The sequence below is a fragment of the Thermotoga sp. Cell2 genome, assembly GCF_000789375.1.
GTDB lineage: Bacteria > Thermotogota > Thermotogae > Thermotogales > Thermotogaceae > Thermotoga > Thermotoga petrophila.
The window spans coordinates 193607-219051 of sequence record NZ_CP003409.1 but is presented as its reverse complement, the minus strand read 5'-3'; the positions used below and the strand labels follow the sequence as shown (position 1 = coordinate 219051).

The following is a 25445-nucleotide window of genomic DNA, read 5'->3' as shown; positions in this document are numbered from 1 at the left end:
AGCCTTCACTCTCCTTCCTTCATGGCTTCGAGTGGTGAGAGTTTTGACATCATGAGGCTCGGTATCACCATAACGGCTGAAGCAAGGGCGATCACTGTGAGGAGCGAAAGAAGGATAGAAGCTGTTGGTACGGAAACCATGAAAGTTCCGAGGCTTTCAGACATCGCTTCTGAAACGAAATACCCCATGAGAACACCTGAGACGGTACCTATGAGTATTCCTCCGAAGAGGAAGAAAAGGTGTTCTATCAGGAAAGAAGCTACCAGCTGGTTTATTTTCATCCCCACGGCACGGAGTGTTCCCATTATCTTTATCCTGGAAAAATACGATTTCAGAACGAAGAGTAAGAGCCCGGAGGAGGCGGATAAGAATCCAAACAGGAAAATGAACTTTATCACGCTGACGAGCCCCTCTATTCCGCTGTAGAGTTTTTTGAATTCTTCATCCAAAAAGAAAGGATAGGCAAACTTTGAAAAGTAAAACTGTTTCACGCTGGAAGCACTGCTCTCTTCAACTCTTCCAAGGAGCAGGGATAGGGGTTTTACGTCACTGGGAACGTTTGAAATCGGTGCAATCATGTCGATCGGAACCAGATAATCGTTCTTGTTGTAGATCCCCGCTACTTTAAACTTAACTTCTTTTCTTCCACCGAGCGGAAGGATGGACTTCAGAGTACCTGTTATTTCTTCAAGATCAACGGGATCTCCTATCAAGGCGGTATCAGAGGCTTCCAGAGATCTCGCAGATCCCCGGAGAAGCTTCAGCGTTGAGTTTCTAAAGAACGATTCATCAACGAAAGCGATCATTTTTTCTCCTCTTTCCGTTTTCAAAGTGTAGAGGTAAACTCTGGAAGGATCTTTCAGTTCCTCGTGGACGGGAAGAGATGTTTTCGCCAACAAGGACCTGAATGGATTTTCCAGAACCAGAAAGTTGTATCCAAAGAGTCCTCCTTTCACCTTTTCTTGAACGAATCGGTCCGCGCTGGCCGATAGTATATTGAAAACAGTGACGGAGAAAATCAGGAAAGCGAAGGTCAGGGAAACTGTGATGCCTTTCTTCGGAAAGCGCTGGACGTAGGACAATCCTATCAGTAGGGAAAGATTGCCCCTGGACATGAGGTTGTTGAAAACGTTTTTTGAAAGAAGAACCACCGAAAAAACCAGAAGAGTCACACCAAAGAAAATGGCGGACCCTTTGTTCAGAGATGAAAAGATGAAGGCTTTCTCACTTTGAAGATTCAAACTGGAAAAGAGCCCCATACCGAGATTCAAAGTACCGAGAGCCATCATGATGAATGGATTTCTGAGTTTGATGGCGATGATCAGTGACAGCAAAACCACAGAAAACACCCGAAGTTCGGAGAAGAAAAGAACGAAACTCAAAAGCACAGCAAAGATCACGAGTTTCCAAGAGACATCCAGCTGTTCTCTCATTTCTCTGTAAATGGGTGGTTTTCCCGTTATTTCTCTCGCTTTCAGAAAGAAAAGGAACATCGGGAAAAGAACCCCGAGTCCAAGGGAAAGAAGAAGTGTACTGATCGAAAGGTGAAATCCTATTTTATCAAAGTGGAAAAACGAAGATGAGATCACATCAACGACTTCCTGAAAACGACTCAAAAGAAACTTTCCGACGAAAATTCCGATCAACACACCCACTGATGCCGATATCAAAGAATACATGAATCCTTCCAAAAGCAGTATTCCCCACTCTTCCATCTTTCTTAGTCCTATCTTTCGCAGAGTCACGAGTGTGGAGCTCCTGTCTCTTATCACGTCCTCACAGAACATGTAAAAAACCAGGAAACCAACGAAGATCGAAATACCGGAAAAGGCGAGTGTCACGTAGGCAAGGGATTTGTTGATCGGAGATTTGAGAAAGCTGTACTTTATATTCCTCACCCTGAGATTTGTTTCTATGGTTGTTTCTTCGTGCTTTTCAACCGGAAGATCGTAGTGAAGGTAACACTTCGTGGGAAAAACTCCGTCAAAATCTTTCACGTTGATGAAAACAGTTCCCGAGAGGCTCGCCGATTCGCCTTTGAAATTCAAAAAACCTTTCTCACCGATTTTTACAACGGTGAATTCCTTACTCCCCGATGAGAAAAGCAGTGTGATTCTGTCTCCCACCTTCAAGTTCATCAGTTCTGCGATGGATTTTCCAACTAAGGCCTCTCCTGGATTCAAAGTCAGTGACTCGCCAACGAAATCTGAGAGGTATTCCGGTTCTGTGGCTATCACGAGAACGTCCAGAGTGCTGTTTAGCCTGGCGCTGTCTTCTGAGACCGGGAGAACACCTTTCACTTGTTTTTTCAGGTTTTCTATTTCAGAATCGTCGATTTTTGAGGTTGCAAATGAGAAAAAGAGAAAGGAAGGGCTTTTTGGCTCCGCCACGGCATCTGCGTTGCCGAAGTTTTCTTCTATCCTTTCCCATTTCCACACGTTTATCGAATCCGAAAGGGACAGCGCTCCCGTTACCAGTGACAAGCTGATGGCCAATCCTAAGATCACAACGAGGGAGATTTTCAAATTTTTTGTGAAGTTTCTCAGAGCGATTTTCAAGATCACAGATGTTCCCTCCACAAATGTTAGAATTTTCTTCGGAGGTGTCGCTTTTGGATTCAGTAAAGAACATTCTTCTCGAGTACGGACTGAGATTTCAAGAACCGCAGATAGAAAAGGTAGATAAGTACATTGAGGAACTCCTGGGAGTTCCCTACAATCTCACCGCTCACAGGGATTTAGACTCTGCTGTCCATAAAAATGTTGTAGAAATTCTCCTTCCTTTGAAAGAAGAACTGAAAGGGACACTCCTGGACGTGGGATCAGGCAATGGTGTCCCAGGGCTTATTTTAGCGATCTTTTTCTCGAAACTCAAGGTGGTACTTCTGGATTCAAGAGAAAAGTCGGTGAATTTCCTCAGAGGAGTGATAGAAAAGCTGGATCTGGAAAATGTCTCTGTTGTCAAAGAGAGGGCGGAGAACTTTTCCAGAGAAAGGCGAGAGGAATTCGATTACGTAACAGCCAGGGCCGTGGCGCGATTGAACGTTCTGGTGGAGATCTGCACTCCAGCACTGAAAACTGGTGGAAAACTTCTTTTCTACAAAGGACCTTCATACATAGAAGAGTTGAAAGAGGCGCAGAGAGCCATGAAAGAGCTGAAGGTGGAACTCGAAAAGGTACGAGAGTATTCTCTAAAAACCGGCGAAAGAAGGGCGCTATTGATACTCAGAAAATACGAGAGTTCTCCTGAAAAATATCCAAGGAGGGTGGGTGTACCATTCAAGAGGCCTTTGTTGTGATTGAAAAAGGTGTTTTTCCTGGAGCGTTGAACATGGCCATCGATAGTCTGATGGCGGAGTGGTCCGCGAATATGAACTCGGTGTTGTTCAGATTCTACGGTTGGAAAAGGCCCACCGTTTCTCTGGGTCGTTTTCAAAAGGAAGACGGAATAAACGTTCCTGATTGGATAGATGTTGTGAGAAGACCTTCCGGAGGCAGGGCTCTGCTCCATCACCGGGAGATCACCTATTGTTTAGCAGTCCCTAAAAAAATAAATTTTGGGAAGCTTTCTGTTTTGGAATTTCACAGGCTTGTACACAGTTTGATAAGGGACGCTCTTGTGGAAGCCGGGTTGCACGCCGAGTTGTCAAGCGAAAGGCGGGGAAACACGGCGCTTTGTTTTGATGCTCCGTCGAGGTACGAGATCGTTATCAACGGTGTCAAAGTGGTGGGAAGTGCCCAGTTCAGAACGGCCGAGTCCATCGTTGAACATGGATCCATAGTTTTGAAGCAGGATATCGATCTTCTGAAAACCATCTTTGGCGAGGACGTTCCTCCTTTGAAGGGCATCCTGGATCTCTACGATGTTGATGTGAAGGCTCTGGAAGAAAGAATCTTAGCGCAGTTTGAGAAGGTTTTCGGTACTTCGAGGAAGATACAGCTGGACAGCAGTATGTTGAAAGAAGCGAGGGAAAGATCCCCTCTTTATGAGGTGAGGAGGAGATAGTTTGGGGAAGCTGATCATAGTGGGAACACCTATAGGGAACCTCGAAGATATCACCATCAGGGCTTTGAAGACGCTCAGGGAGGTTGACCTGATACTTGCGGAGGACACCAGAAGAACAATGGTTCTTCTCAACAAATACAGAATAAAAAAACCGCTTCTTTCTTTCAACGAGAGGAACTCGAAGAAAAGAATAAAAGAAATTCTGCCGCTTCTCAAGGAAGGGAAGAAAGTAGCCATTGTCAGCGACGCGGGAATGCCGGTGATCTCCGATCCGGGATACAACCTCGTGGAGGAATGCTGGAGGGAAGGCATAGAGGTGGATATCGTTCCGGGACCGAGTGCTCTGACGAGTGCCGTCGCGGTGAGCGGATTTCCCGGCTCGAAGTTCATCTTCGAGGGTTTTTTGCCGCGCGGAAAAAACAGAAGAAGACTCCTCAAATCCTTGAAGAAAGAAAACAGAGTAATCGTGTTTTTCGAGTCACCGGAAAGGTTACTCTCAACTCTGAGAGATATTCTGGAGATAATTGGGGATCGAGAAGTGTTCATCGCAAGAGAAATGACGAAGCTTCATCAGGAATTCTTCAGAGGAAAGGTGAGCGAGGCCATTTCGCACTTTGAAAAGAAGAAACCTCTCGGTGAGATTACAGTGGTGCTATCTGGGAAGGAGTGAGAACGTGAAGCAACCTTTTGAAAGAATTCTCAGAGAGATCTGTTTCATGGTGAAGGTGGAAGGCAGAAAGGTGTTGAGAGACTTCGGCATAACACCGGCTCAGTTCGACATTCTTCAGAAGATCTATTTCGAAGGTCCCAAACGTCCAGGAGAACTCAGTGTTCTGCTGGGAGTTGCGAAGAGCACGGTGACCGGTCTGGTGAAAAGACTCGAGGCGGATGGTTATCTGACGCGCACTCCAGACCCCGCGGACCGGAGAGCCTACTTTCTGGTTATAACGAGAAAAGGAGAGGAGGTCATAGAAAAGGTCATCGAACGAAGGGAGAATTTCATCGAGAAGATCACAAGCGATCTTGGTAAAGAAAAATCCTCAAAGATACTCGACTATCTGAAGGAGTTGAAGGACGTTATGGAGAGAAATTTTTCCAAACAATAAACCGGCCGTTCACGGGGTGTTTTCAAGGATGTTTTAAGGTTGAAGAGGGAGGTGAAGTCTTTGAGAAAGATCCTTGTTCTTGGGTTGGTAGTGATAAGCATTCTCCTGCTTTCACAGAACATAAAGGATTTAGAACCAGACTCTCCGTTTTTCGAAGCCGTGAACTACGTGGTGAAAGCGGGCATCATGGAGCTCGATGACAAGGGGAACTTCAGGGGAGCGCTCCTCGTGACTCGATACGACGTGGCGCAGTACATCTACAGACTGGTCATGAGATTCGAACTTGAAAAACTCAAAGAAAAGCTCCCGCTGCTCGATGAGCTCGATATTGTAAAAGCAGCCACGATCGCTCTAGATGAACGAACTTCCAATCTAGAAAAGAACTACAATTCTTTGAACTCTCGTGTTGATTCTGCTGTACTCGAAATTACCTCCACGGCGAGTGAAGTTTCAGAGTTGAAGACAAAGATCGATTCTCTGGAAGAAGCGTTCAACAATTTATCTCTGGCTTTCACCAGCTTCAAGCAGGAAACGGCTGGAATAGATTCGGAGATACTGAGGAGAATAGACGTTGTGGAAAAAAACCTCAAGAAGCTTGAAGAGAGTTCACAACAGAATACCTCGAGACTGACTCTTCTGGAAAAGAATCTGGAAAACGTGTCAAAAGAGATGACCTCTCTTGAAGGAGCAATCACTCAGCTCAGCTCAGACACGCGCAACCTTCTCGCATGGAAACAGGACGCGGGCGAGGATATCCTCATGCTGAAGGGAAGAACAGGAAGTCTTTCAGAAGAGTTGAACCAGCTTCGCAAAGAATTGGACTCACTCTCCTCGGATGTGGTGAATCTGAAAAACGAAATGAACCAGAAGGTTTCTGTCGTTTCCAGCAGAGTCTCCGCTCAGGAGGAAAAGGTCTCTGATCTGGAAAAGAGTATCCTTCAGACAACAGCAAAATTTCAGATGCTGGAGTCCAGCGTGGAAAACCTGAAAAGCGATCTGGAAAACCTGAATAAACGTTTCTCCGGACTGGAAGAATCCGTCGCTGAAGATCAGCAAAACAGAACGACAATGGAGAGTGAAATCCAGGATCTGAAAAAGCAGGTGAGCGACCTTTCAAAGAAGATCGAAAGGCTCTCTTCGGACTTGACAGCACTTTCCCAGAGGGTGGAAGAAAAAGAGAAATCTTCGCTCCAGATGGATACCAGTACGCTGATGGTGATCGGCGCTGGTGCTCTTGCTCTTCTTTTGGGAATCATTCTTCTTGTGGGGCGATGAGCGTGACAAAGGGAATAGCGTTCGCGGCGGGAGGAGTCAAAGGGGCGGCTCACGTTGCTTTCCTGGAGAAATCTGGAGACGTGTTCGATGTGATCACCGGATCATCGATAGGAGCCGTTGTAGGTGGTCTGTACGCGCTCTACGGAGAGCCCGCTTTGGTGAAAGACATCACCTTTTCCCTTATGAAGAAACACTTCGAAGACCTGAAGAAGACGGAATCGGAGAACACCTGGAGAGGATTGTTTCAGCGCTCTCTTTTCAAGGCGGACCTGCTGTTTTCTGTTCTCAAAGAGGCTTTTGGTAGAAAGAAATTTTCTGACTGCAAGAAGACGCTCGGTGTTGTGGTCTTCGATACAGAAAACATGGATTCTCTCCTTGTGACAGAAGGATTTCTGATAGATGCCGTCGTAGCGAGCAGTTCTGTGCCGGGATATTTCGAGCCGATCTGGATAGGAGGGACTCCCTGTCTGGATGGTGGGGTTCTTGCACCCACACCGGTTTCTCAGGCGCGGGAACTCGGAGCAGACTTCGTCGTAGCTTCCGCTTTCAACAGAGAGAGAAAAGACGGATTTAAGAATCATTTCGAGATGTTCTTTGTGATGGACAGGTGGAAGGAGATTCTCCTGGAAAGAGAAGAACTTTCAAAGGCGGATTTTGTGGTGATGCACGATGTGAACGAGCCCTGGAACGCCTTTGATAAGTACGAAGAAATCTATAGAAAGGTACTTAAAAATCTAAGGGGAGTGATTTTACCCTGGTAATTTCGTTCGGTGGAGATAGCGGTGCTTATCTGGGAGTCATAGGGGTGCTGAAATTTTTAAAAGATTCGAAAGTCGATTTCACGGTGAGGTGCTGTGGAATTTCCTCCATTCCCTGCGCTCTTTTTTTCCTTACAAGATCTACTAACAGGACGTACTCGATTCTGGTGAAGGAATGGAAGAACATTGAAAAGCTTCTCGATCCTTTCTTCACGAAAGGCATAGATCAGCTTTCAATGGTGGATGCTCTTCGAATACTGATGAGAATCGGTGACACGCTGAACGGTGTTCGAAATCACGAGCGCCTGTACAGGTACATAGATTCGCTGTTCCCCGCACAGAAAATCCCAGGAGGTCTTGAAATCTGGGTTTTCGATCTTTTTGAAGGAAAGGAAGTGGTTTTCAAAGAGGGGGACGATTTGAGAAAAGCGCTCAAGATTTCTCTTTCCTTTCCGATACTCTACCGCCCATACGAAGACAGGTACGTTCCCATCACCTGGATCACGGGAGTTCCCGAAGGAGAGCTGACTATCCTTTTCGATGTGGAGAAAGAAAAGAATCCCCCCAGAAACGCGCTCGAGTACCTGTTTTTGTCGACAACAGCCAGAACAAAGCATCTGGAGAAAGAAAGAATAAAAAAGGCTAAAAGCTTGAGAATAGCATGTTCTTCCCTTTCTCCGGTTTCTACAACGAGACGCGCTTACGAAGAGTTCTCCAGGTTCTTTGAGGAGGTGGTTCTGTGAAAAAGTTGTTGATCGCGTTCTTCATCCTTGTGAGTCTTTTCGCATTCTCAAAGACGATCCACATAAAAGCAGATTTTGTGAAGCCTTCTGATGAAAGGATAGAGTATTCCGGAAACGTTGTTCTCAAGATCGAAGAAGAGAACTTTACGCTGACTGCGGACAATTTAATCGTGAAAAAACTGAGTGGAAAGTGGAGAATAACGGAAGCGAGTTCATCTGTGACTGTGACCCTTGAAGATGGGGAGTTGAAAGGAGATAGCCTCATTTACGATGTGGAGACCAGAGTGGGAACTATCACGGGAAATGTGAAAGGTGAGTTCATCGATAAAACCAGTACAGAAACGATCTATATAGAGTGCGAACAAATCACCTTCGATCTTGAAGAGGACGTTTTCCAGGGAACTGGAGAGGTGAAGATTCAGAAGGGTTCAGTTGTGGCAAATTCCGAAGAGGTGGTTTACAGAAGAAAAGACGGTATCATAGAACTCCTCCGCAGTGTGAGGTTGAAGGATAAAGAAAAAGATCTGGAAATGGAAGCAGAGAGAGTGGTCATGGATCTTGAAGAAGATACAATGGAAGCGAGTTCTGTGACCGTCACCTTAGAGGTGGAGTGAATGAGGGTCATCACCACACACAGGTCACCCGATTTCGATGCCTTCGCTTCCTGTGTCGCGGCAAAGAAGCTGTTTGATGACCACATTATAGTTCTGCCTTCCAATCCAGCGAGGAATCTTTCCGATTTCCTCAAGGTTTACTCGGATCGGTTTGAATTCGTCTGGGATCATGAGTTTGAAGGTGAGATCACAGAACTTGTGATCGTCGACGCACCTTCTCCGGACCGCATACCGGAGAGCATCAGAGAGAGAAGCCAGGGGGCGAAAATAACTGTTTACGATCACCACGTAGATGAAAGTCCTTACGATGGAATGGTATCGAAGGTAGGAGCCACGATCACGATACTCGTTGAGCTCATTCGGGAGAAAAATATACCACTGGATCCCACCGAAGCCACTCTTTTCATGATCGCTCTCTACGACGACACGGGAAATCTCCTTTTTTCTTCAACCACACCGCGGGATCTGGAGATAGCGAAATTCCTTCTGGAGAACGGGGCAAATCTCGATGAAGTGGCACTTTACACAAGAGAAGAACTCACCCCCAAGCAGATGGAACTGCTGGACAAACTGATAGAGAACGCACGTGATTATGAAGTGAACGGTGTTCCGATAACGATCTCGTTGATAGAGTGCGAGGATTTCGTTGGGGGAATGGGGCTGATTGTGAGTAAAGCCTGGGAAATGATGGGAAAGGAAACCTTCATAGCGATCGTGAAGATGGGAAAAAAGATCTACGTTATTGGAAGAACCGGTTCACCAGATGTGGATCTCGGCTCTCTCATGAAAGACCTCGGGGGAGGCGGACACATGAGGGCAGCCTCTGCGACTATCACCGGAAAAGAGATCGACGAGGTTTTGAAAGAAGTTTTGAATAGACTCCATGATCACGTGGTGCCACTCCTCCGCGCAAGAGATATCATGTCCTCTCCCGTGAAGGTGGTCCTATCTAACATGACGATAAAAGAAGTGGATAGGTTGATGAAGCAAACCGGACACAGTGGATTTCCAGTCGTTGAAGGAAACAGGCTGGTAGGTATTGTTACGAAGAAAGCGGTCGAAAAGGCGATGAACCATGGTCTGGGAGACAGGCCTGTGAAATCCATCATGTCGACGAACCTGGTGGTGGCGACCCCTGATACTTCTGTAACCAGGTTAAGAGAACTCATGGTGGAGCACGCCATAGGACGAATCCCCATACTGGAAAACGGTATTCTCGTGGGCATCGTGACAAGAAGTGACGTTCTGAGGGCGATATTCGGAAAACCCTTCAAAAAATACGTAATGCCGGTGTTTCAGGCGAACGGACAGATATTCAGAGACGTTTCAAAGCTCCTCGTGGAACGGGTGGATCCGAAGATTTTGAATCTTTTCAGACTCCTCGGGAAGTTCGGTGATGAGGTGAACATGCCCGTTTACGTTGTGGGAGGTTTCGTCCGCGATCTTCTACTCGGTATAAAGAATCTCGATGTAGACATCGTTGTTGAAGGCAACGCGCTGGAATTTGCCGAGTACGCTAAACGTTTTCTACCGGGAAAACTGGTGAAACACGACAAATTCATGACCGCCTCTCTTTTTCTGAAGGGAGGCCTCAGAATAGACATCGCAACAGCAAGACTGGAGTACTACGAATCACCCGCCAAACTCCCCGATGTGGAGATGAGTACGATAAAGAAAGATCTCTACAGGAGAGACTTCACGATAAACGCGATGGCTATAAAGCTGAATCCGAAAGATTTCGGATTGCTGATCGATTTCTTTGGAGGATACAGAGATCTGAAGGAAGGAGTAATACGGGTTCTTCACACCCTGAGTTTTGTAGACGATCCCACAAGGATTCTACGTGCCATTCGGTTTGAGCAACGTTTTGACTTCAGAATAGAAGAAACAACAGAGAGGCTCCTGAAACAGGCCGTTGAAGAAGGTTACCTTGAGAGAACAACTGGACCACGTCTCAGGCAGGAACTGGAGAAAATACTCGAAGAGAAAAACCCCCTGAAGTCGATCAGAAGGATGGCACAGTTCGATGTGATAAAACATCTGTTTCCAAAAACCTATTACACACCTTCCATGGACGGGAAGATGGAAAATCTCTTCAGAAACATTCCGTGGGTGGAGGAGAACTTCGGAGAGGTTGACAAATTCTACGCGGTGCTCCACGTGTTCCTTGAGTTCTACGACGACGAGAGCTGGAAAGAAGTGAGGGATAGATATTCTCTTCGCAGGGATTTGATAAATGAAATCAGGCATGTAGAAAAGAGTGCCCCCGCTCTTTTAGAAATGCTTTCAGAAAGGGTTCCTGCTTCCTTTGTTTATCCTCTCGTGAAGGGAGTTTCGAACGAAACGATCTGTCACTTCTTAGCGTATCTCAGCGGTGAGAAAGAAGAGCTGTTCAAATCTTATCTTTTGAAGATAAAGAACACAAAGCTCGAAAAGATAAACGGGGAGTATCTAATCAGAAAAGGAATAACATCCGGTAAAATAATTGGAGAGGTTCTCGAGAAGATTCTCATGAAAAAACTCGATGGAGACACAAGAGATGAAGAGGAGATACTGGAGGAAGTCCTGGCATCATTAGAAACGGAGGGATAAGATGAGTCTGAGGGATAAGATCGAAGAATTGAAGAAAATTGAGAAAGAGATTGAACAGGGTGGCGGTCCTGAGAAAGTAGAAAAACAGCATGAGTCTGGAAAACTCACCGCCTGGGAAAGATTAGAACTACTCCTCGATCCAGGAACGTTCGTGGAGTTCGACAAGTTTGTGAGACACAGAAACACGTACTTTGGGCTCGACAAGCTGAAACTTCCAAGGGATGGAGTCATTACAGGTGTGGGAGAGATAAACGGAAGAAAAGTCGCCGTTTTCTCTCAGGACTTCACGGTGATGGGCGGCTCACTGGGAGAAATGCACGCGAAGAAGATCGCGAAACTCCTCGATCTGGCTCTCAAGATGGGAATACCGGTGATCGGTATAAATGATTCTGGAGGCGCACGGATTCAGGAAGGTGTGGATGCACTCGCCGGTTACGGCGAAATATTTTTAAGGAACACCCTCGCTTCCGGTGTGGTGCCGCAGATCACCGTGATAGCTGGTCCCTGTGCAGGTGGGGCTGTCTATTCTCCCGCCCTAACCGATTTCATCGTGATGGTGGACCAGACCGCCAGGATGTTCATAACGGGGCCGAACGTGATAAAGGCGGTGACGGGTGAAGAGATCTCCCAGGAGGATCTGGGAGGTGCCATGGTTCACAATCAAAGGAGTGGGAACGCCCACTTTCTGGCAGACAACGATGAAAAAGCCATGTCGCTGGTGAGGACACTCCTTTCGTACCTCCCTTCCAACAACGCCGAAGAACCGCCCGTTGAGGATCCCGATACCAGTCTGGAAACTCCGGAGGACATTCTCGACATCCTTCCGGACAATCCGAACAAGGGGTACGATGTGAGAGAAGTCATCAAAAGGGTCGTGGACCACGGAGAGTTCTTCGAAGTCCAACCGTACTTTGCAAAGAACATCGTCATAGGCTTTGCCAGAATCCAGGGAAAGACAGTGGGAATAGTGGCGAATCAGCCTTCCGTACTCGCCGGTGTTCTGGATATCGATTCCTCCGACAAAGCGGCGCGTTTCATCAGGTTCCTTGACGCCTTCAATATTCCTATTCTGACCTTCGTGGACACTCCTGGTTATCTCCCCGGTGTCGCTCAGGAACACGGCGGTATCATAAGACATGGAGCGAAGCTGCTCTACGCGTACAGCGAGGCAACGGTCCCGAAGATCACGGTCATTCTCCGAAAGGCCTATGGAGGAGCGTACATCGCCATGGGAAGCAAACATCTGGGGGCGGATATGGTGCTTGCCTGGCCGTCCGCTGAAATCGCGGTCATGGGGCCTGAAGGCGCTGCGAATATTATCTTCAAAAGGGAAATAGAGGCTTCTTCCAATCCAGAAGAAACGAGAAGAAAGCTCATCGAAGAATACAAACAGCAGTTCGCGAATCCGTACATAGCAGCGAGCAGAGGATACGTGGACGCGGTGATAGATCCGAGAGAGACAAGAAAATACATAATGAGGGCACTTGAGGTCTGCGAAACGAAAGTTGAGTACAGGCCGAAGAAAAAGCATGGAAACATCCCTCTGTGAGGTGAGGTAATGATCACCATCTTTCTGTTCGGAATAGTGACAGTATTTTTTGTATTTCTTATTCTGTATTTCTTCTCTATTGTTTTGAAATTCTTCTCGGGAAAAGAGAGACCCGCTGTTGTTGAAGAAAAGAAGACCAGGTATTCAGGAGAGAACGAAGAATTGATAGCAGTTATCTCGGCGGTGCTTTCGCAGGTAATCGAAGGTGAATACAGAATAGTTTCTGTGAAAAAAAGCAGAGAAAAACGAGGGTACGAAGCGTGGAAAAAAACTGGCTGGAGGAGGAGAAGATGGTCAGAAAGTTCAGAGTGGTGGTGAACGGAAAGGAATACATTGTGGAAGTGGAAGAAATAGGAAACGTTCGTAAAAAGGAATCAGCTGAGAAACCAGCGAAAGAAGTGTCTCAGAAAGTAATTCAGGAAATTCCCAAGGAAGAACCAAAACCAGTTGTGATGGAAAAAGAAGAGTCTCCAGATCAGGAAGAAAAACTGGTTAAGGCTCCCATGGCGGGCATCGTGTTGAAGTTGCTTGTAAAAGAGGGTCAAAAGGTGAACGTGGGAGATAAACTGCTTGTCTTTGAAGCCATGAAGATGGAAAACGAGCTTCAGTCCGAGTTTTCTGGAACAGTAAAGGAGATCCTCGTGAAAGAGGGAGACAACATAGAAACAGGTCAGATACTCATGAAGATCGTGTAAGGGGGGATGAAAATGGAACTGAAAGTGGTGACGTTCAAGCTGGGAAATCAGGTGTTCGGTGTTGACATCATGAAAGTGGAGAGCATCGTCGAAGTGGAAAAGATCGTTCCTGTTCCAGAGACGGCAGAGTACATAGAGGGAGTCATGAACCTCAGAGGAAAGATCATTCCGGTGGTGAATCTCAGAAAGAAGTTCAAGATGTCGGATATGGAAGACAAAAAGAAGGCGAAAATCATTGTTTCGATGGTGAAAGACACACTGGTAGGTTTCTTAGTGGACGATGTGAGCGAGGTTTTGACCCTCACAGAGAGTGACATCGAACAGCCTCCTCAGAGTCTTTCGGGAAAAGGAAAAAATACATTCTCGGGCTTGCTAAAGTTCGTGACGATATTGTGATCATTCTGAACATAGAAGAGGTTCTCACTTCGGAGGAACTGGTGGAGATCAGCAACATCAACGTGTGAAAACAGGAGGTGCATCGATGAGAATAACCAACACCCTGACAGGAAAAAAGAAGAATTTGTGCCCATTCAACCCGGTGTTGTGAGGATGTACGTGTGCGGACCCACCGTGTACGACCTCATCCACGTAGGGAACGCGAGACCCGCGGTGGTATTCGATGTGTTCAGGAGGTACCTCGAGTACAGGGGTTACAGGGTCATAATGGTTCAGAATTTCACAGATATAGACGACAAGATCATAAACAAGGCGAATCAGCTCGGTGTCGATTACAAGACCGTGGCGGATACCTTCATAGCCGAGTACTGGAGAGACGCTCATGCCCTCGGTATAAGACCGGCGAATTTTCATCCAAGAACCACCGATTTCGTCGACGATATTGTTGAGATAATAGAAAGACTTGTAGAAAAAGGGGTTGCGTATCAAACGGAAACGGGTGTCTATTTCGACGTGAGAAAGTTCGAAAAGTACGGTGAACTCTCAAAAAAGAAGATAGAGGATCTCATCGCGGGTGCCAGGGTCGAGGTGGACGAAACGAAGAAGTTTCCTCTCGATTTCTCTCTCTGGAAAAAGGCCAAACCTGGTGAACCCTGCTGGAAGTCTCCCTGGGGAGAGGGAAGACCAGGTTGGCACATAGAGTGTACGGTTATGTCCGTAAAAATCCTGGGAGAGAGTTTCGATATACACGCGGGTGGGGAAGATCTCGTGTTTCCGCACCACGAGAACGAGAAGGCCCAGGCCGAGGCTCTGACCGGTAAGGTTTTCGCGAGATACTGGATGCACAACGGCATGGTCAGGTTCCTCGGTGACAAGATGAGCAAATCGACGGGAAACATCTTCACCGTCCGTGAAGCCGTGAAAAGGTACGGCAGAGACGGTCTAAGGTACATGATTCTCTCAAAGCATTACAGGTCGCCGATGGACTTCTCTGAAGAACTCCTTCAGGATTATTCCAGGGCGGTCAAACGTGTTTGGGAGATCCTGGGACGATACGAAAAATCTGGAGACATCGGGATACCTAAGAGAAACGCTGTTTACGAAGAGTACGTTAATCGTTTTGTGGAAGCTCTCGACGACGATTTCAACACACCGGTGGCTGTGTCCTTGATTTTTGAACTCGCGAGAAACCTCAGCAAAGCGATGGATGACAACGACCGTGAAGATGCCCTTCTCTACTATCACCTGATCAGAAGGGAGTTTGGCCCCGTTCTGGGACTTTTCGATCTCAACGAAGAGAAGAAAGAAGTTTCCTCTGAAGAACTACTCAAACTGCTGATAGAAGTGAGAGATGTCTTGAGGAAGGAAAAAAGATACGATCTTTCTGATCGAATAAGGGATCATCTCAGGGAGATTGGAATCATTTTAAAGGATACCCCTTCGGGGACAGAATACACTGTCGAGTGAGGTGATTTTTCGTGTGGAAACATGTAAAACAGGTTGATCCCGAAATATACGAAGTTCTTGTGAACGAGTTGAAGCGTCAAGAGTACGGCCTGGAGCTGATCGCCTCTGAGAACTTCGCGTCACTCGCTGTCATAGAAACCATGGGAAGCATGCTCACCAACAAGTACGCGGAAGGATACCCGCAGAAGAGGTACTACGGTGGCTGCGAATGGGTGGATCGAGCAGAAGAACTCGCTATAGAGAGAGCGAAGAGGTTGTTTGGAGCCAAATTTGCGAACGTTCAGCCGCACTCCGGTTCTCAGGCGAACATGGCGGTTTATCTGGCACTCGCCCAGCCCGGAGACACGATCATGGGAATGTCCCTGTCTCACGGGGGACACCTCACCCATGGAGCGCCGGTGAATTTCTCAGGGAAGATCTTCAAGGTGGTACCCTACGGAGTCAATCTGGAAACGGAAACGATAGATTACGATGAGGTCAGAAGACTCGCCCTGGAACACAAGCCAAAGATAATCGTTGCGGGTGGAAGTGCTTACGCCAGGATCATCGATTTCAAAAGATTCAGAGAGATAGCCGATGAGGTGGGAGCATATTTGATGGTGGATATGGCTCACTTTGCCGGACTCGTCGCTGCAGGAATTCATCCGAATCCTTTGGAGTACGCCCATGTGGTGACTTCTACCACACACAAGACCCTCAGGGGACCCAGAGGTGGTTTGATACTCACGAATGATCCGGATATCGCCAAAGCCGTGGATAAAACCATCTTCCCTGGCATTCAGGGCGGTCCTCTCATGCACGTCATAGCGGCGAAAGCCGTCTGTTTCAAAGAAGCCATGACGGAGGAGTTCAAAGAGTACCAAAATCAGGTGGTCAAAAATGCTAAAAAGATGGCTGAAGAGTTCCAGAAACGAGGTTACAGGATCGTTTCTGGAGGAACTGATACACACTTGTTCCTGGTGGATCTCACACCAAAAGACATAACGGGTAAAGCGGCGGAAAAGGCCCTGGAAAGCTGTGGTATCACAGTGAACAAAAACACCATTCCCAACGAAAAGAGATCTCCGTTCGTGGCGAGCGGTATCAGAATAGGAACACCCGCTGTTACAACCCGCGGAATGAAGGAAGAAGAGATGGAAGAGATCGCCGAGATGATAGACCTGGTTCTTTCAAACGTGACCGATGAAAACGGAACGGTGAAACCAGAGGTGAGGGAAGAGGTTTCAAAGAGGGTAAGGGAGCTCTGCGAAAGGTTTCCTCTGTACCGCGACAAGATCGAAGGGGTGGAAATATGAAGAATCTCGTTGTAGTGGATCATCCCCTCATAAAGCACAAACTCACGATCATGAGAGACAAGAACACCGGTCCAAAGGAGTTCAGAGAACTGCTCAGAGAGATAACGCTCCTCCTCGCGTACGAAGCCACGAGACATTTGAAGTGCGAGGAGGTAGAGGTGGAAACTCCCATAACGAAAACGATCGGATACCGTATAAACGATAAGGATGTCGTGGTGGTTCCTATTCTCAGAGCCGGTCTTGTGATGGCGGATGGTATTCTTGAACTGCTTCCAAACGCATCGGTGGGCCACATAGGAATATACAGAGATCCGGAGACGCTTCAGGCGGTGGAATACTACGCCAAGCTGCCTCCTCTCAACGACGACAAAGAGGTCTTTTTGCTGGATCCCATGCTGGCAACGGGTGTTTCTTCGGTAAAGGCCATCGAGATTTTGAAGGAGAACGGGGCGAAGAAGATCACGCTGGTGGCTCTGATCGCGGCTCCAGAGGGAGTGGAGGCGGTGGAGAAAAAATACGAAGATGTTAAAATCTACGTTGCGGCACTGGACGAGCGCCTCAACGATCACGGTTACATCATTCCCGGTCTTGGAGATGCGGGCGACAGACTCTTCAGGACAAAATAGAAGAAGGTGAGTACATGAGTCCGATAAGTAGGAAAGATGTGGAAAGGTTCATTCTCTCAGACGATTACAAACCCATGGCTTTGAAAGAACTCTACAAGAAATTCCGGGCAAAGACAAGAGAAGAGAGAAGAAAAGTGAGAGAAGTTGTGAAAAAGCTGGAAAAAGAGGGAAGGATCTTCAGGGACAGCAGGGGAAGGTACAGAAAACTCGGCGAAGATCTCAAAGTAGGAACGATCGAATTCACACGAAGTGGTTACGTGGCCTTTGTCATAACAGACGAGTTTGAAGAAATCGCTGTTCCTGTTGAAGACACGAAGTACGCCATGCACAAGGACAGAGTCGTCGTTGAAATAGCAGGAACCTGGAGAGGGCTTCCAAGGGGACGAGTCGTAAAGGTTCTCGAACGTGGCCTTACGAGGGTAGTTGGTGTTTTTGATCACAAAGGAACCTTTGGATTTGTTGTGCCGGATGACCCGAAGATTGCGTACGATTTTTACGTGGCACCCGAGAACATCGATGGCGCGAAACCCAACCAAAAGGTGATAGCGGAGATTCTGAAATATCCCTCTCCCGGCAAGAACCCTGAGGCGAAGGTTGTGAAAGTACTCGGTGATCTCGATGACCCTTCCATCGACCTTCCAAGTGTCATAGTGAAGCACGATCTTCCAGAACCGGGTGAATTTCCAGAAGAGGTCATAAGAGAAGCGAACGCGATTCCTGCCAGAGTGAGGAAAAAAGACCTTGTCGGAAGAAAAGATTTGAGAGATAAAGTCATCGTCACGATAGACGGTGAGGACGCAAAGGACTTCGACGATGCCATCTCCGTGGAAAAGCTTTCGAACGGAAATTACCTTCTCGGTGTTCACATAGCGGACGTTTCACATTACGTGAAAGAAGGTTCCGCACTGGACCAGGAGGCCTTCAAGAGGGGAACGAGTGTGTACCTCATCGATACCGTGATTCCAATGCTCCCCTTCAGACTGTCCAACGGTATCTGCAGTCTCGTTGAGGGGAAAGACAGACTCACCATGAGTGTGGAGATGGAAATAGACAGAGACGGACGGGTCGTGAGATACGATGTCTATCCGAGTGTGATAAAGAGCAAAAAAAGGATGATCTACGAGAGGGTGAACGAATTCCTGGAAGATCCCTCTTCTATGAAGGAGTACGAACCTTTCAAAGATCTCATATACAACGCGGTGGAACTCGCAGAGATATTGAGAGAAGCACGGAGAAAGCGTGGAGCCATTCTCGATATAGAGAGTGACGAAGTGAAGGTCATACTGGACGAAAACGGTCAGGTGGTGGATATCGTTCCAAGAAAGAGAGGAATTGCAGAGAAGTTGATAGAAGAATTCATGATCAGAGCGAACGAGACGGTGGCTGAAATATTCGATCACGCCGGACTTCCATTCATGTATCGTGTACACGAGGAACCCGATCCCGAGACCATTTTTCAGTTGAGGAACTATCTTGAAGCGATGGGGATAAGAGCGAATTTTCCCCAGAATATCCACCCGGGAATGCTTCAGAAACTTCTGGAAAAGGTCAAAGACCATCCTTTGAGAAGCAGTGTAGAAAGACTCCTCGTCAGATCCATGAAAAGGGCAATGTACTCCGCCGTGAACATCGGTCATTTCGGACTTGCTTCTTACGCTTACACGCATTTCACTTCACCCATAAGAAGATATCCCGATCTTGTCGTTCATAGGCTTTTGAAACTCTACCTTGAGCAGAACGGATACTTCACCCCCGAACAGATCGAAAAATTCTCCAAGGTGCTTCCGAAGATCGCGAAACACTGCAGTCGAAGGGAAAGAGTCGCGGACGAAGCGGAGTGGGACCTTGTAGCTATGAAGAAAGTAGAATACATAGCCCGCCACATAGGGGAGGTTTTTGACGTTGTGGTAACGAACATCACCAAATTTGGGCTGTTCGTGGAGATTCCTGAAAAGAGCATCTCCGGTCTTGTTCACATATCGACGCTGGACGACTACTATTACTACGACGAAACAAGGAACATGCTCATCGGGAAGCGAAAGGGAAGGGTCTTCAGGCTGGGAGATGTTCTCAAGGTAAAAGTGATGAGGGCAGACAAGATCAGGGGCGAGATAGACTTCGTACTGGTGGAGGAGGATGAAGAATGAAGAGCTACAGAAAAGAACTCTGGTTTCACACGAAGAGGAGAAGGGAGTTCATCAACATAACTCCCCTTCTGGAGGAGTGTGTTAGAGAAAGCGGTATAAAAGAAGGTCTTCTTCTCTGCAACGCCATGCACATAACCGCGAGTGTCTTCATAAACGACGATGAGCCGGGACTTCACCACGATTTCGAGGTGTGGCTCGAAAAACTCGCTCCGGAGAAGCCGTACTCCCAGTACAGGCACAACGACACCGGAGAAGACAACGCGGACGCTCATCTCAAGCGCACGATCATGGGAAGAGAAGTGGTCATAGCCATCACCGATGGAAAGATGGATCTGGGACCGTGGGAACAGGTTTTCTACGGTGAGTTCGACGGTATGAGACCAAAGAGAGTCCTCGTCAAGATCATAGGAGAGTGATCAGGCTGTGGCTTTTCTTCTGACTGCCCTGGGAATAGCGATTCTGGTGATCGGCGCAAACTGGCTCGTCACGGGGGCGTCGTCGCTGGCACTGACACTGGGGATCTCCAAGTTGATCGTGGGACTTTCTGTTGTTGCTTTTGGAACGTCCCTTCCCGAACTTGTTTCTTCTCTCGTTTCCGCCATTAAGGGATATTCCAGTATAGCTATTTCCAACGTGGTTGGAAGCAACATAGCAAACGTTGGACTCTGCCTCGGGCTCGCTGCCGTTCTTCGAGCAGTGCCGGTGAAAAGAAGCACTGTGAGATCTGAAATTCCGTTCATGATCCTTGCGACTATCTCTTTCATCAGTTTGTTTCTGAAAAATTATTATCTTTCCTGGTACGATGGGGTGGTGTTCCTTTCTTTCATGGTCATCTTCATGTATTACTTAGTCACCTCAGCGAAGGAAGTGGTGGAAGAGGAACTGGAAGAGATAAAACCACAGAAGAGTGTTGCAGTCAGTCTTTTGATGATCGTGGGTGGAATCCTCGCTCTCTGGTTCGGAGGCGACCTTGCCATAGAGAACGCGGTGAAAATAGCCGAAACTTTCGGTCTTTCTCAAGCGTTTATAGGTTTGACTGTGATAGCCGTTGGGACTTCTCTGCCGGAACTCGTGGTGAGCATCGTTTCAACGGCGAAAAAAGAGAGTGATATCCTCGTTGGAAACATCGTGGGAAGCAACATCTTCAACATCCTCTTCATACTGGGAGTGAGTTCGTTCTTTGGAAGATTGACAGTGGATGTCAACTACTCTGTGGATCTCTGGTTTCTTTTCTTAACGTCGGTCCTTCTTCTTGTTTTTGCTGTCTCCAGAAGGAGAATTTCCCGTTTTGAAGGGGCAGTTTTCCTCATCATCTATTCTGTGTACATTTACTTTGTAGTACTCAGAGGTTAATGAACGAGAATCAGGAGAACCACCAGGGCGAGGACCGAACCGATGAACAGTTCTTTGAAGTAGGTGTACTCGCTCCTGTCCACGATCACTTCTTTTTCTACAGACTGCATCTCATCGTCGGTTGAGGCAGTTACTCTCACCCTGTATCTTCCGTCTGATGCGTCTTTTCCGTCCCAGATCACCTTGTTCGTTCCCTCGGAGCCTTTCAGCTGTCTGAACCAGATGGTTTCTCCTCTGTCGTTCAGAACTTCCACACTCAGGTCCGCGGGTTTGGAGAGGTAGATATAGAATGTAGTTTTATCGTTGTACCAGTCACCGTTCGGTGAGAATCTCTCGGGTTCCACTTTCAAGTCGAGTGCGAGCGCTTTCTCTTCCAGATAGATGTTGATTGTGTTCTCGCTCCTTGGTTTTACCTGGACGGTCACCGCTTCTTCCTTGTACCCCGGAGCTTTGAATGTGAGCGTCACCGTACCGGCCGGCACGTAGAGTACATCCTTGACGCTGTGGATCTTTCCTAGGTACATGCCTTCAGCGAAGACCTCAACGGGGTACACGTTCGAGAAGACTCTCAGAGCTCCTGCTTCTTTCAAGTTCGCGAATATAACGAATTCTCCTGGAGATGAAACGATGATTTCGCTTTCAAAAGGAATGTACCAGCTCTTTCTCACCGTTATGGTGAATTTCCCGGAAGAATTCAACGTAAGTATCATCTGACCGGTCACATCGACCGTTCCCACGTAGTTTCCGTTTACGAAAACCTGAGAAAGGGGCTCTGAATAAACGATCAGGACGTAATCACCAGCCAGTACGGCGCTTGCAATCAGCAGAAAAAGAATTGGCAAAAATTTCCTCATGGTATCACCTCCCATCGATCTTATTCTACACCAGTTGGAGGTGCTGAAATAGTTAGCACCCCGAACTTGGAAAGTAGTATAATGGTTAAAAAGAAAGGAGGGATCACGGTGCTCAACGAAAGCGTTATCAGAGACGTTCTTTCAGCTGTTTTGAAGAACGGAGGGGATTTCGCTGAGCTTTTCTTTGAGAGAAAATTCGAGAATCGATACGAGCTGAAGGATGGGAAGATCGAGCAGGCAACGAGCGGTGAGATCGTTGGGGTGGGAATAAGAGGTTTTCTCGGTACAAAAGCCGTTTACGCCTACACTAACGATCTTTCGAGAGAAAATCTGATAAACGTCGCAAAGAAGGTGGGAGAAGCACTCGAGGAAACGAAAGTTGAGGATCTCACGTTCAATTTCAACAGAACGAAAAGGAAGGAAAGACACGTGGTACTCATTCCACCGGCTCAGGTGGAAAAAACAGACAAAGTGTCTGTCATGAAAAAAGCCTATTACGCGGCGAAAAATTACTCCGAACTCATAAAGCAGGTGGTAGTCTGGTACTGGGACTACGATCAGGAGATTCTGGTTGCAAATTCAGAAGGAACCTGGGCTGAAGACAGACGGGTGAGAACTCGCTTGATGATAAACGCGGTGGCGGAAAAGGACGGAGTGCTCGAAAGGGGTTTCTACGGTCCTGGGGCAGGAATGGGTTTTGAATTCTTCGACAGAATAGATGTGGAGGAAGCGGCAAGGAAGGCAGCGAGAATAGCAGCCAGGATGGTCGAGGCAGAACCCGCTCCAGCTGAAAAAATGACGGTTGTGATTGCCAACGGCTTTGGAGGAGTCATTTTCCACGAGGCGGTTGGACATGGTCTTGAGGCAACGTCCGTGGCGAAGGGGGCTTCTGTTTTTGCGGGAAAGCTCGGGCAGAAAGTGGCTGCGGAATGTGTTTCCGCGGTGGACGACGCCACCATTCCGAACGGCTGGGGTTCCGCTAACGTGGACGACGAAGGAACTCCCACACAGAGAACACTGCTCATAGACAAGGGGGTTCTCGTTGGCTACCTTGTGGACAAGCTCGGTGCGAGAAGAATGGGGATGAAGAGCACAGGAAGCGGCAGAAGACAGGACTACACCTTCCCACCCACTTCGAGGATGAGCAACACCTTCATACTCCCTGGAGATTACCACCCGGAAGAAATCATCGCGGCTACCGAGTACGGTCTCTACGCGAAGACCATGGGAGGTGGATCGGTTAATCCGGCCACTGGAGAGTTCAACTTCGCGGTTTCTGAAGCGTATCTCATAGAAAAAGGAAGGATCACGAAACCGGTGAGGGGCGCCACACTGATAGGTAAGGGACACGAGATCATTCAGAAGATCGACATGGTGGGAAACGATTTGGCGAGAGACCAGGGTATGTGCGGTTCGTTCTCTGGATCCGTTCCGGCAGATGTGGGCCAGCCCACGATAAGAGTTAAGGAGATCGTAGTAGGGGGGCGAAACAAATGACCTTCGAAGAATTCAAAGATAGATTGTTCGTTCTTGCAAAGAAAAATGGAGTGGAAGTTCAGATAAGTTTTCTGGAGACTAAAGAATTTTCCCTTCGTCTCGCAAACGGTGACCTCGATCAGTACACGGACGCGGGAAAATTCAACGTGGAAATAAAAGTGCTGAAAGATGGAAAAACAGGAGCGTTCAGAACACAGGTTCTGGAAGATCCAGAAAAGTGTTTCGAAGAGGCACTGAGCAATTTGCAGATCAAGGACAGTGAAGAGAAAGAATACTTCTTCGAGGGTGGGGAAGAGTACAGAGAAATGGAAACGTACGTTGGGAGATTCGAAAAGCTCTCTGTCAAAGAGAAAATGGGTATGGCCAAAAAGGCTCACGAGAGCGCTGCGAAAGACGAACGCGTCGCCATGGTACCAACAGTCATGTACAGGGACATGGTAATAAAGAAGATCATCACCAACACACTGGGCTTGAACGTTGAGAGTCAGATGGACGGCGGTTTCCTTTTCGCCATGGCGATCGCTAGAGACACCAATCCGCGATCTGGTTCTTGGTATGAACTGGCGAGGGTACCGGAAGAGCTGGACCCCGAGGAAATAGGGAAAAGAGCTGCGGAAGAGGCAATTTCTCTCATCGGTTCAAAAACGATACCATCCGGGAAGTATCCTGTGTTGATGAGAAACACAGCTCTGCTCGATCTCATGGAGATGTTCATACCCATGATATCGGCTGAAAATGTGCAGAAAAATCTTTCTCCGCTGAAGGGAAAGCTTGGAGAGCAGGTGGGAAACCCCGCTGTTTCGATAAAGGATCTGCCTTACCATCCCAAGGGACTTTCCAGCACTCCCTTCGACGATGAAGGAGTTCCCACAACCGAGAAATTTGTGCTGGAGAACGGTGTGCTGAAAACGTTCCTTCACAATCTGAAGACGGCCAGAAAAGAAGGAGTGAAACCAACGGGGAATGGATTCATAGGAGGAATACGTCCGGTCAATCTCATGCTGATGCCGGGTGAGAAATCTTTTGAAGAACTTTTGAAGGAGATGAGCAGAGGAGTCGTTATCACGGAAGTTGAAGGAATGCACGCGGGGGCGAATTCTATATCTGGGGAATTTTCGCTGTTTGCGAAGGGATACTGGGTGGAAAACGGAGAGATCGTACACGGTGTGGAAGACATCACCGTATCGGGTAACTTCCTCGATCTTCTGAGAAAGATAGTTCTCGTTGGAAACGATGTGAAGGTGTCTCAACACACGATAGCACCGAGTGTTCTGGTGGAGGTTCTGGATGTGGCGGGAAAATAAAGCCCTTGCGTTTCTCGTTCTAACGGCGGTTCTTCAGGGTTCGACTTTTCCGCTTCAGAAACTCGTTCTGGGAGGCGTTTCTCCCTTCGTTTACAACACTGTGAGGTTTGGAAGTGCGGCCTTACTTTCGCTTTTCGTGTTCGGACCCGGCAGGTTTGTGAAGAGTTTCCTACTGGGGCTTGTTCTCTGTGGAGCGTACATATTTCAGCTCTGGGGATTGAAATTCACAAGTGCTGTAAAAAGCGGTTTCATCGTTTCGAGCTTTGTGTTTCTTGTGCCCTTGTTTGCTTTTCTTCTTGAAAGGGAGAAATTGAGAAAAATTCACTTTATCTCTTTCACTTCAGGGTTTTTGGGCTCTATCTGCTCACAGGTGGCGTGTCGCAAATTACACTGGGAGATCTTTTTCAGTTTTTCTGCGCGGTTCTGTTTGCACTGCACGTGGTTCTCATAACCAGATTTTCCAGATCCGAAGAGGAAAAGAACATGCTTTTCTGGCAATTCGTGACCGTTGGAGCCGTTAATTTCCTTTTTGGATTGGGCGAAAGGTGGCACCTGAATCTCGAAGCGATTTCTGTGGGGATCTACAGCGGAGTGTTCGCTACGACCCTCGGTATCCTCTGGCAGATGAGGTATCAGAAGGAAGTGGGAAACAACACGACTGCGCTCGTTTACATGACTCAACCTTTTGTTTCTCTTGTGCTTTCGTTTCTCCTTCTTGGAGAGCGTATGTCTTTCCTTCAACTTTTGGGAGGAATACTCGTTCTGGTAGCGCTTTTTACCGGAACGATGATGAAACCGAGAGAGTCTAATTAAACCGGGGAGAGGAGCAGGCGGTCGCGGGGGCGCACACCTGCGCTTCCCGAGGAAAGTCCGGACTCTGGAGCGGGGTGCCGGGTAACGCCCGGGAGGGGTGACCCTCGGACAGGGCCATAGAGAAGAAGACCGCCCGTTGAGGGCAAGGGTGGAACGGTGGGGTAAGAGCCCACCAGCGTCGGGGCAACCCGGCGGCTTGGCAACCCCCACCTGGAGCAAGGCCAAGCAGGGGGTTGGGTCGCTCCCCCTATTCCCCCGGGTTGGCCGCTTGAGGTGTGCGGTAACGCACACCCCAGATTGATGACCGCCCACGACAGAATCCGGCTTATGCTCCTCTCCCGTGTTATAATTTTCTC

General features: G+C 47.8%; 24 protein-coding genes, 1 other RNA gene and 1 pseudogene. 24 read left to right on the top strand and 2 right to left on the bottom strand.

The window, feature by feature from the left end:
- Positions 1–5: 5 nt before the first annotated feature.
- Positions 6–2564, bottom strand: coding sequence for an FtsX-like permease family protein (locus CELL2_RS01130; RefSeq protein ID WP_004081033.1), 2559 nt, complete (start codon positions 2562–2564; stop codon positions 6–8).
- Positions 2565–2611: 47 nt separating this feature from the next.
- Here CELL2_RS01130 and rsmG point away from each other — a divergent pair, with 47 nt between their 5' ends.
- The 19 genes and pseudogenes from rsmG (at position 2612) to CELL2_RS01035 (ending at position 20621) form a co-directional block, all read left to right on the top strand.
- The gene (rsmG, locus tag CELL2_RS01125; protein ID WP_038033819.1) at positions 2612–3298 is read left to right on the top strand and encodes a 16S rRNA (guanine(527)-N(7))-methyltransferase RsmG; all 687 of its coding nucleotides are present in this window, start codon (positions 2612–2614) and stop codon (positions 3296–3298) included.
- Complete coding sequence (locus CELL2_RS01120) at positions 3295–4005, top strand: biotin/lipoate A/B protein ligase family protein (protein ID WP_012896019.1); 711 nt, start codon at positions 3295–3297, stop codon at positions 4003–4005. Before rsmG ends, CELL2_RS01120 begins: the two co-directional genes overlap by 4 nt.
- A gap of 1 nt (position 4006) precedes the next feature.
- Positions 4007–4675, top strand: coding sequence for a 16S rRNA (cytidine(1402)-2'-O)-methyltransferase (gene rsmI / locus CELL2_RS01115; RefSeq protein WP_004081030.1), 669 nt, complete (start codon positions 4007–4009; stop codon positions 4673–4675).
- Between the two features lie 4 nt (positions 4676–4679).
- Complete coding sequence (locus CELL2_RS01110) at positions 4680–5111, top strand: MarR family winged helix-turn-helix transcriptional regulator (protein ID WP_012310398.1); 432 nt, start codon at positions 4680–4682, stop codon at positions 5109–5111.
- 60 nt (positions 5112–5171) lie between these two features.
- A complete protein-coding gene (locus CELL2_RS01105) occupies positions 5172–6386 on the top strand; it encodes an S-layer homology domain-containing protein (protein WP_011942902.1) in 1215 nt (404 codons plus the stop codon).
- Positions 6383–7147: a patatin-like phospholipase family protein gene (locus CELL2_RS01100; protein ID WP_029683478.1), complete on the top strand. Its 765-nt coding sequence runs from the start codon at positions 6383–6385 to the stop codon at positions 7145–7147. The genes CELL2_RS01105 and CELL2_RS01100 overlap by 4 nt, the downstream gene beginning before the upstream one ends.
- Before the next feature lie 44 nt (positions 7148–7191).
- Complete coding sequence (locus CELL2_RS01095; RefSeq protein WP_011942900.1) at positions 7192–7887, top strand: hypothetical protein; 696 nt, start codon at positions 7192–7194, stop codon at positions 7885–7887.
- Entirely contained in the window at positions 7884–8501 is a 618-nt protein-coding gene (locus tag CELL2_RS01090; protein ID WP_011942899.1) for an LptA/OstA family protein, read from the top strand. The genes CELL2_RS01095 and CELL2_RS01090 overlap by 4 nt, the downstream gene beginning before the upstream one ends.
- On the top strand, positions 8502–11093 hold the full coding sequence (locus tag CELL2_RS01085) for a CBS domain-containing protein (RefSeq protein ID WP_039446192.1): 2592 nt from the start codon (positions 8502–8504) through the stop codon (positions 11091–11093).
- A gap of 1 nt (position 11094) precedes the next feature.
- Positions 11095–12642, top strand: a complete 1548-nt coding sequence (locus CELL2_RS01080; RefSeq protein ID WP_012310395.1) for an acyl-CoA carboxylase subunit beta — start codon at positions 11095–11097, stop codon at positions 12640–12642.
- A 9-nt stretch (positions 12643–12651) separates the two neighbouring features.
- Positions 12652–12960: an OadG family protein gene (locus tag CELL2_RS01075; RefSeq protein WP_012310394.1), complete on the top strand. Its 309-nt coding sequence runs from the start codon at positions 12652–12654 to the stop codon at positions 12958–12960.
- Positions 12933–13337, top strand: coding sequence for a biotin/lipoyl-containing protein (locus tag CELL2_RS01070; protein ID WP_038033823.1), 405 nt, complete (start codon positions 12933–12935; stop codon positions 13335–13337). Before CELL2_RS01075 ends, CELL2_RS01070 begins: the two co-directional genes overlap by 28 nt.
- A 12-nt stretch (positions 13338–13349) precedes the next feature.
- Entirely contained in the window at positions 13350–13733 is a 384-nt protein-coding gene (locus tag CELL2_RS01065) for a chemotaxis protein CheW (RefSeq protein WP_241208671.1), read from the top strand.
- Between the two features lie 85 nt (positions 13734–13818).
- Positions 13819–15200: pseudogene (gene cysS / locus CELL2_RS01060) on the top strand (cysteine--tRNA ligase).
- Positions 15201–15211: 11 nt separating this feature from the next.
- Positions 15212–16495: a serine hydroxymethyltransferase gene (gene glyA / locus CELL2_RS01055; protein WP_012310391.1), complete on the top strand. Its 1284-nt coding sequence runs from the start codon at positions 15212–15214 to the stop codon at positions 16493–16495.
- On the top strand, positions 16492–17121 hold the full coding sequence (gene upp / locus CELL2_RS01050) for a uracil phosphoribosyltransferase (protein ID WP_038033826.1): 630 nt from the start codon (positions 16492–16494) through the stop codon (positions 17119–17121). The genes glyA and upp overlap by 4 nt, the downstream gene beginning before the upstream one ends.
- A gap of 14 nt (positions 17122–17135) precedes the next feature.
- On the top strand, positions 17136–19268 hold the full coding sequence (gene rnr / locus CELL2_RS01045; RefSeq protein ID WP_038033827.1) for a ribonuclease R: 2133 nt from the start codon (positions 17136–17138) through the stop codon (positions 19266–19268).
- Positions 19265–19684 (top strand): secondary thiamine-phosphate synthase enzyme YjbQ, encoded by a 420-nt coding sequence (locus CELL2_RS01040; RefSeq protein ID WP_012310389.1) that lies wholly within the window; start codon positions 19265–19267, stop codon positions 19682–19684. Before rnr ends, CELL2_RS01040 begins: the two co-directional genes overlap by 4 nt.
- 7 nt (positions 19685–19691) lie before the next feature.
- Complete coding sequence (locus tag CELL2_RS01035; protein WP_038033829.1) at positions 19692–20621, top strand: calcium/sodium antiporter; 930 nt, start codon at positions 19692–19694, stop codon at positions 20619–20621.
- On the opposite strand, the gene CELL2_RS01030 is transcribed toward CELL2_RS01035, so the two are convergent.
- On the bottom strand, positions 20618–21475 hold the full coding sequence (locus CELL2_RS01030; protein WP_038033830.1) for a FlgD immunoglobulin-like domain containing protein: 858 nt from the start codon (positions 21473–21475) through the stop codon (positions 20618–20620). The genes CELL2_RS01035 and CELL2_RS01030 overlap by 4 nt on opposite strands.
- A gap of 108 nt (positions 21476–21583) precedes the next feature.
- On the opposite strand from CELL2_RS01030, the gene CELL2_RS01025 reads away from it, so the two are divergent.
- From CELL2_RS01025 to rnpB, 5 genes are all read left to right on the top strand, one after another.
- Positions 21584–22972, top strand: coding sequence for a TldD/PmbA family protein (locus CELL2_RS01025; RefSeq protein WP_012310387.1), 1389 nt, complete (start codon positions 21584–21586; stop codon positions 22970–22972).
- Complete coding sequence (locus CELL2_RS01020) at positions 22969–24276, top strand: TldD/PmbA family protein (protein WP_038033833.1); 1308 nt, start codon at positions 22969–22971, stop codon at positions 24274–24276. The genes CELL2_RS01025 and CELL2_RS01020 overlap by 4 nt, the downstream gene beginning before the upstream one ends.
- The gene (locus CELL2_RS09430; protein ID WP_235231249.1) at positions 24260–24727 is read left to right on the top strand and encodes a DMT family transporter; all 468 of its coding nucleotides are present in this window, start codon (positions 24260–24262) and stop codon (positions 24725–24727) included. The genes CELL2_RS01020 and CELL2_RS09430 overlap by 17 nt, the downstream gene beginning before the upstream one ends.
- A complete protein-coding gene (locus CELL2_RS09425) occupies positions 24652–25089 on the top strand; it encodes a DMT family transporter (protein WP_327147106.1) in 438 nt (145 codons plus the stop codon). The genes CELL2_RS09430 and CELL2_RS09425 overlap by 76 nt, the downstream gene beginning before the upstream one ends.
- Before the next feature lie 5 nt (positions 25090–25094).
- Positions 25095–25432, top strand: an RNA gene (gene rnpB, locus CELL2_RS09075) — RNase P RNA component class A.
- Positions 25433–25445: the final 13 nt, after the last annotated feature.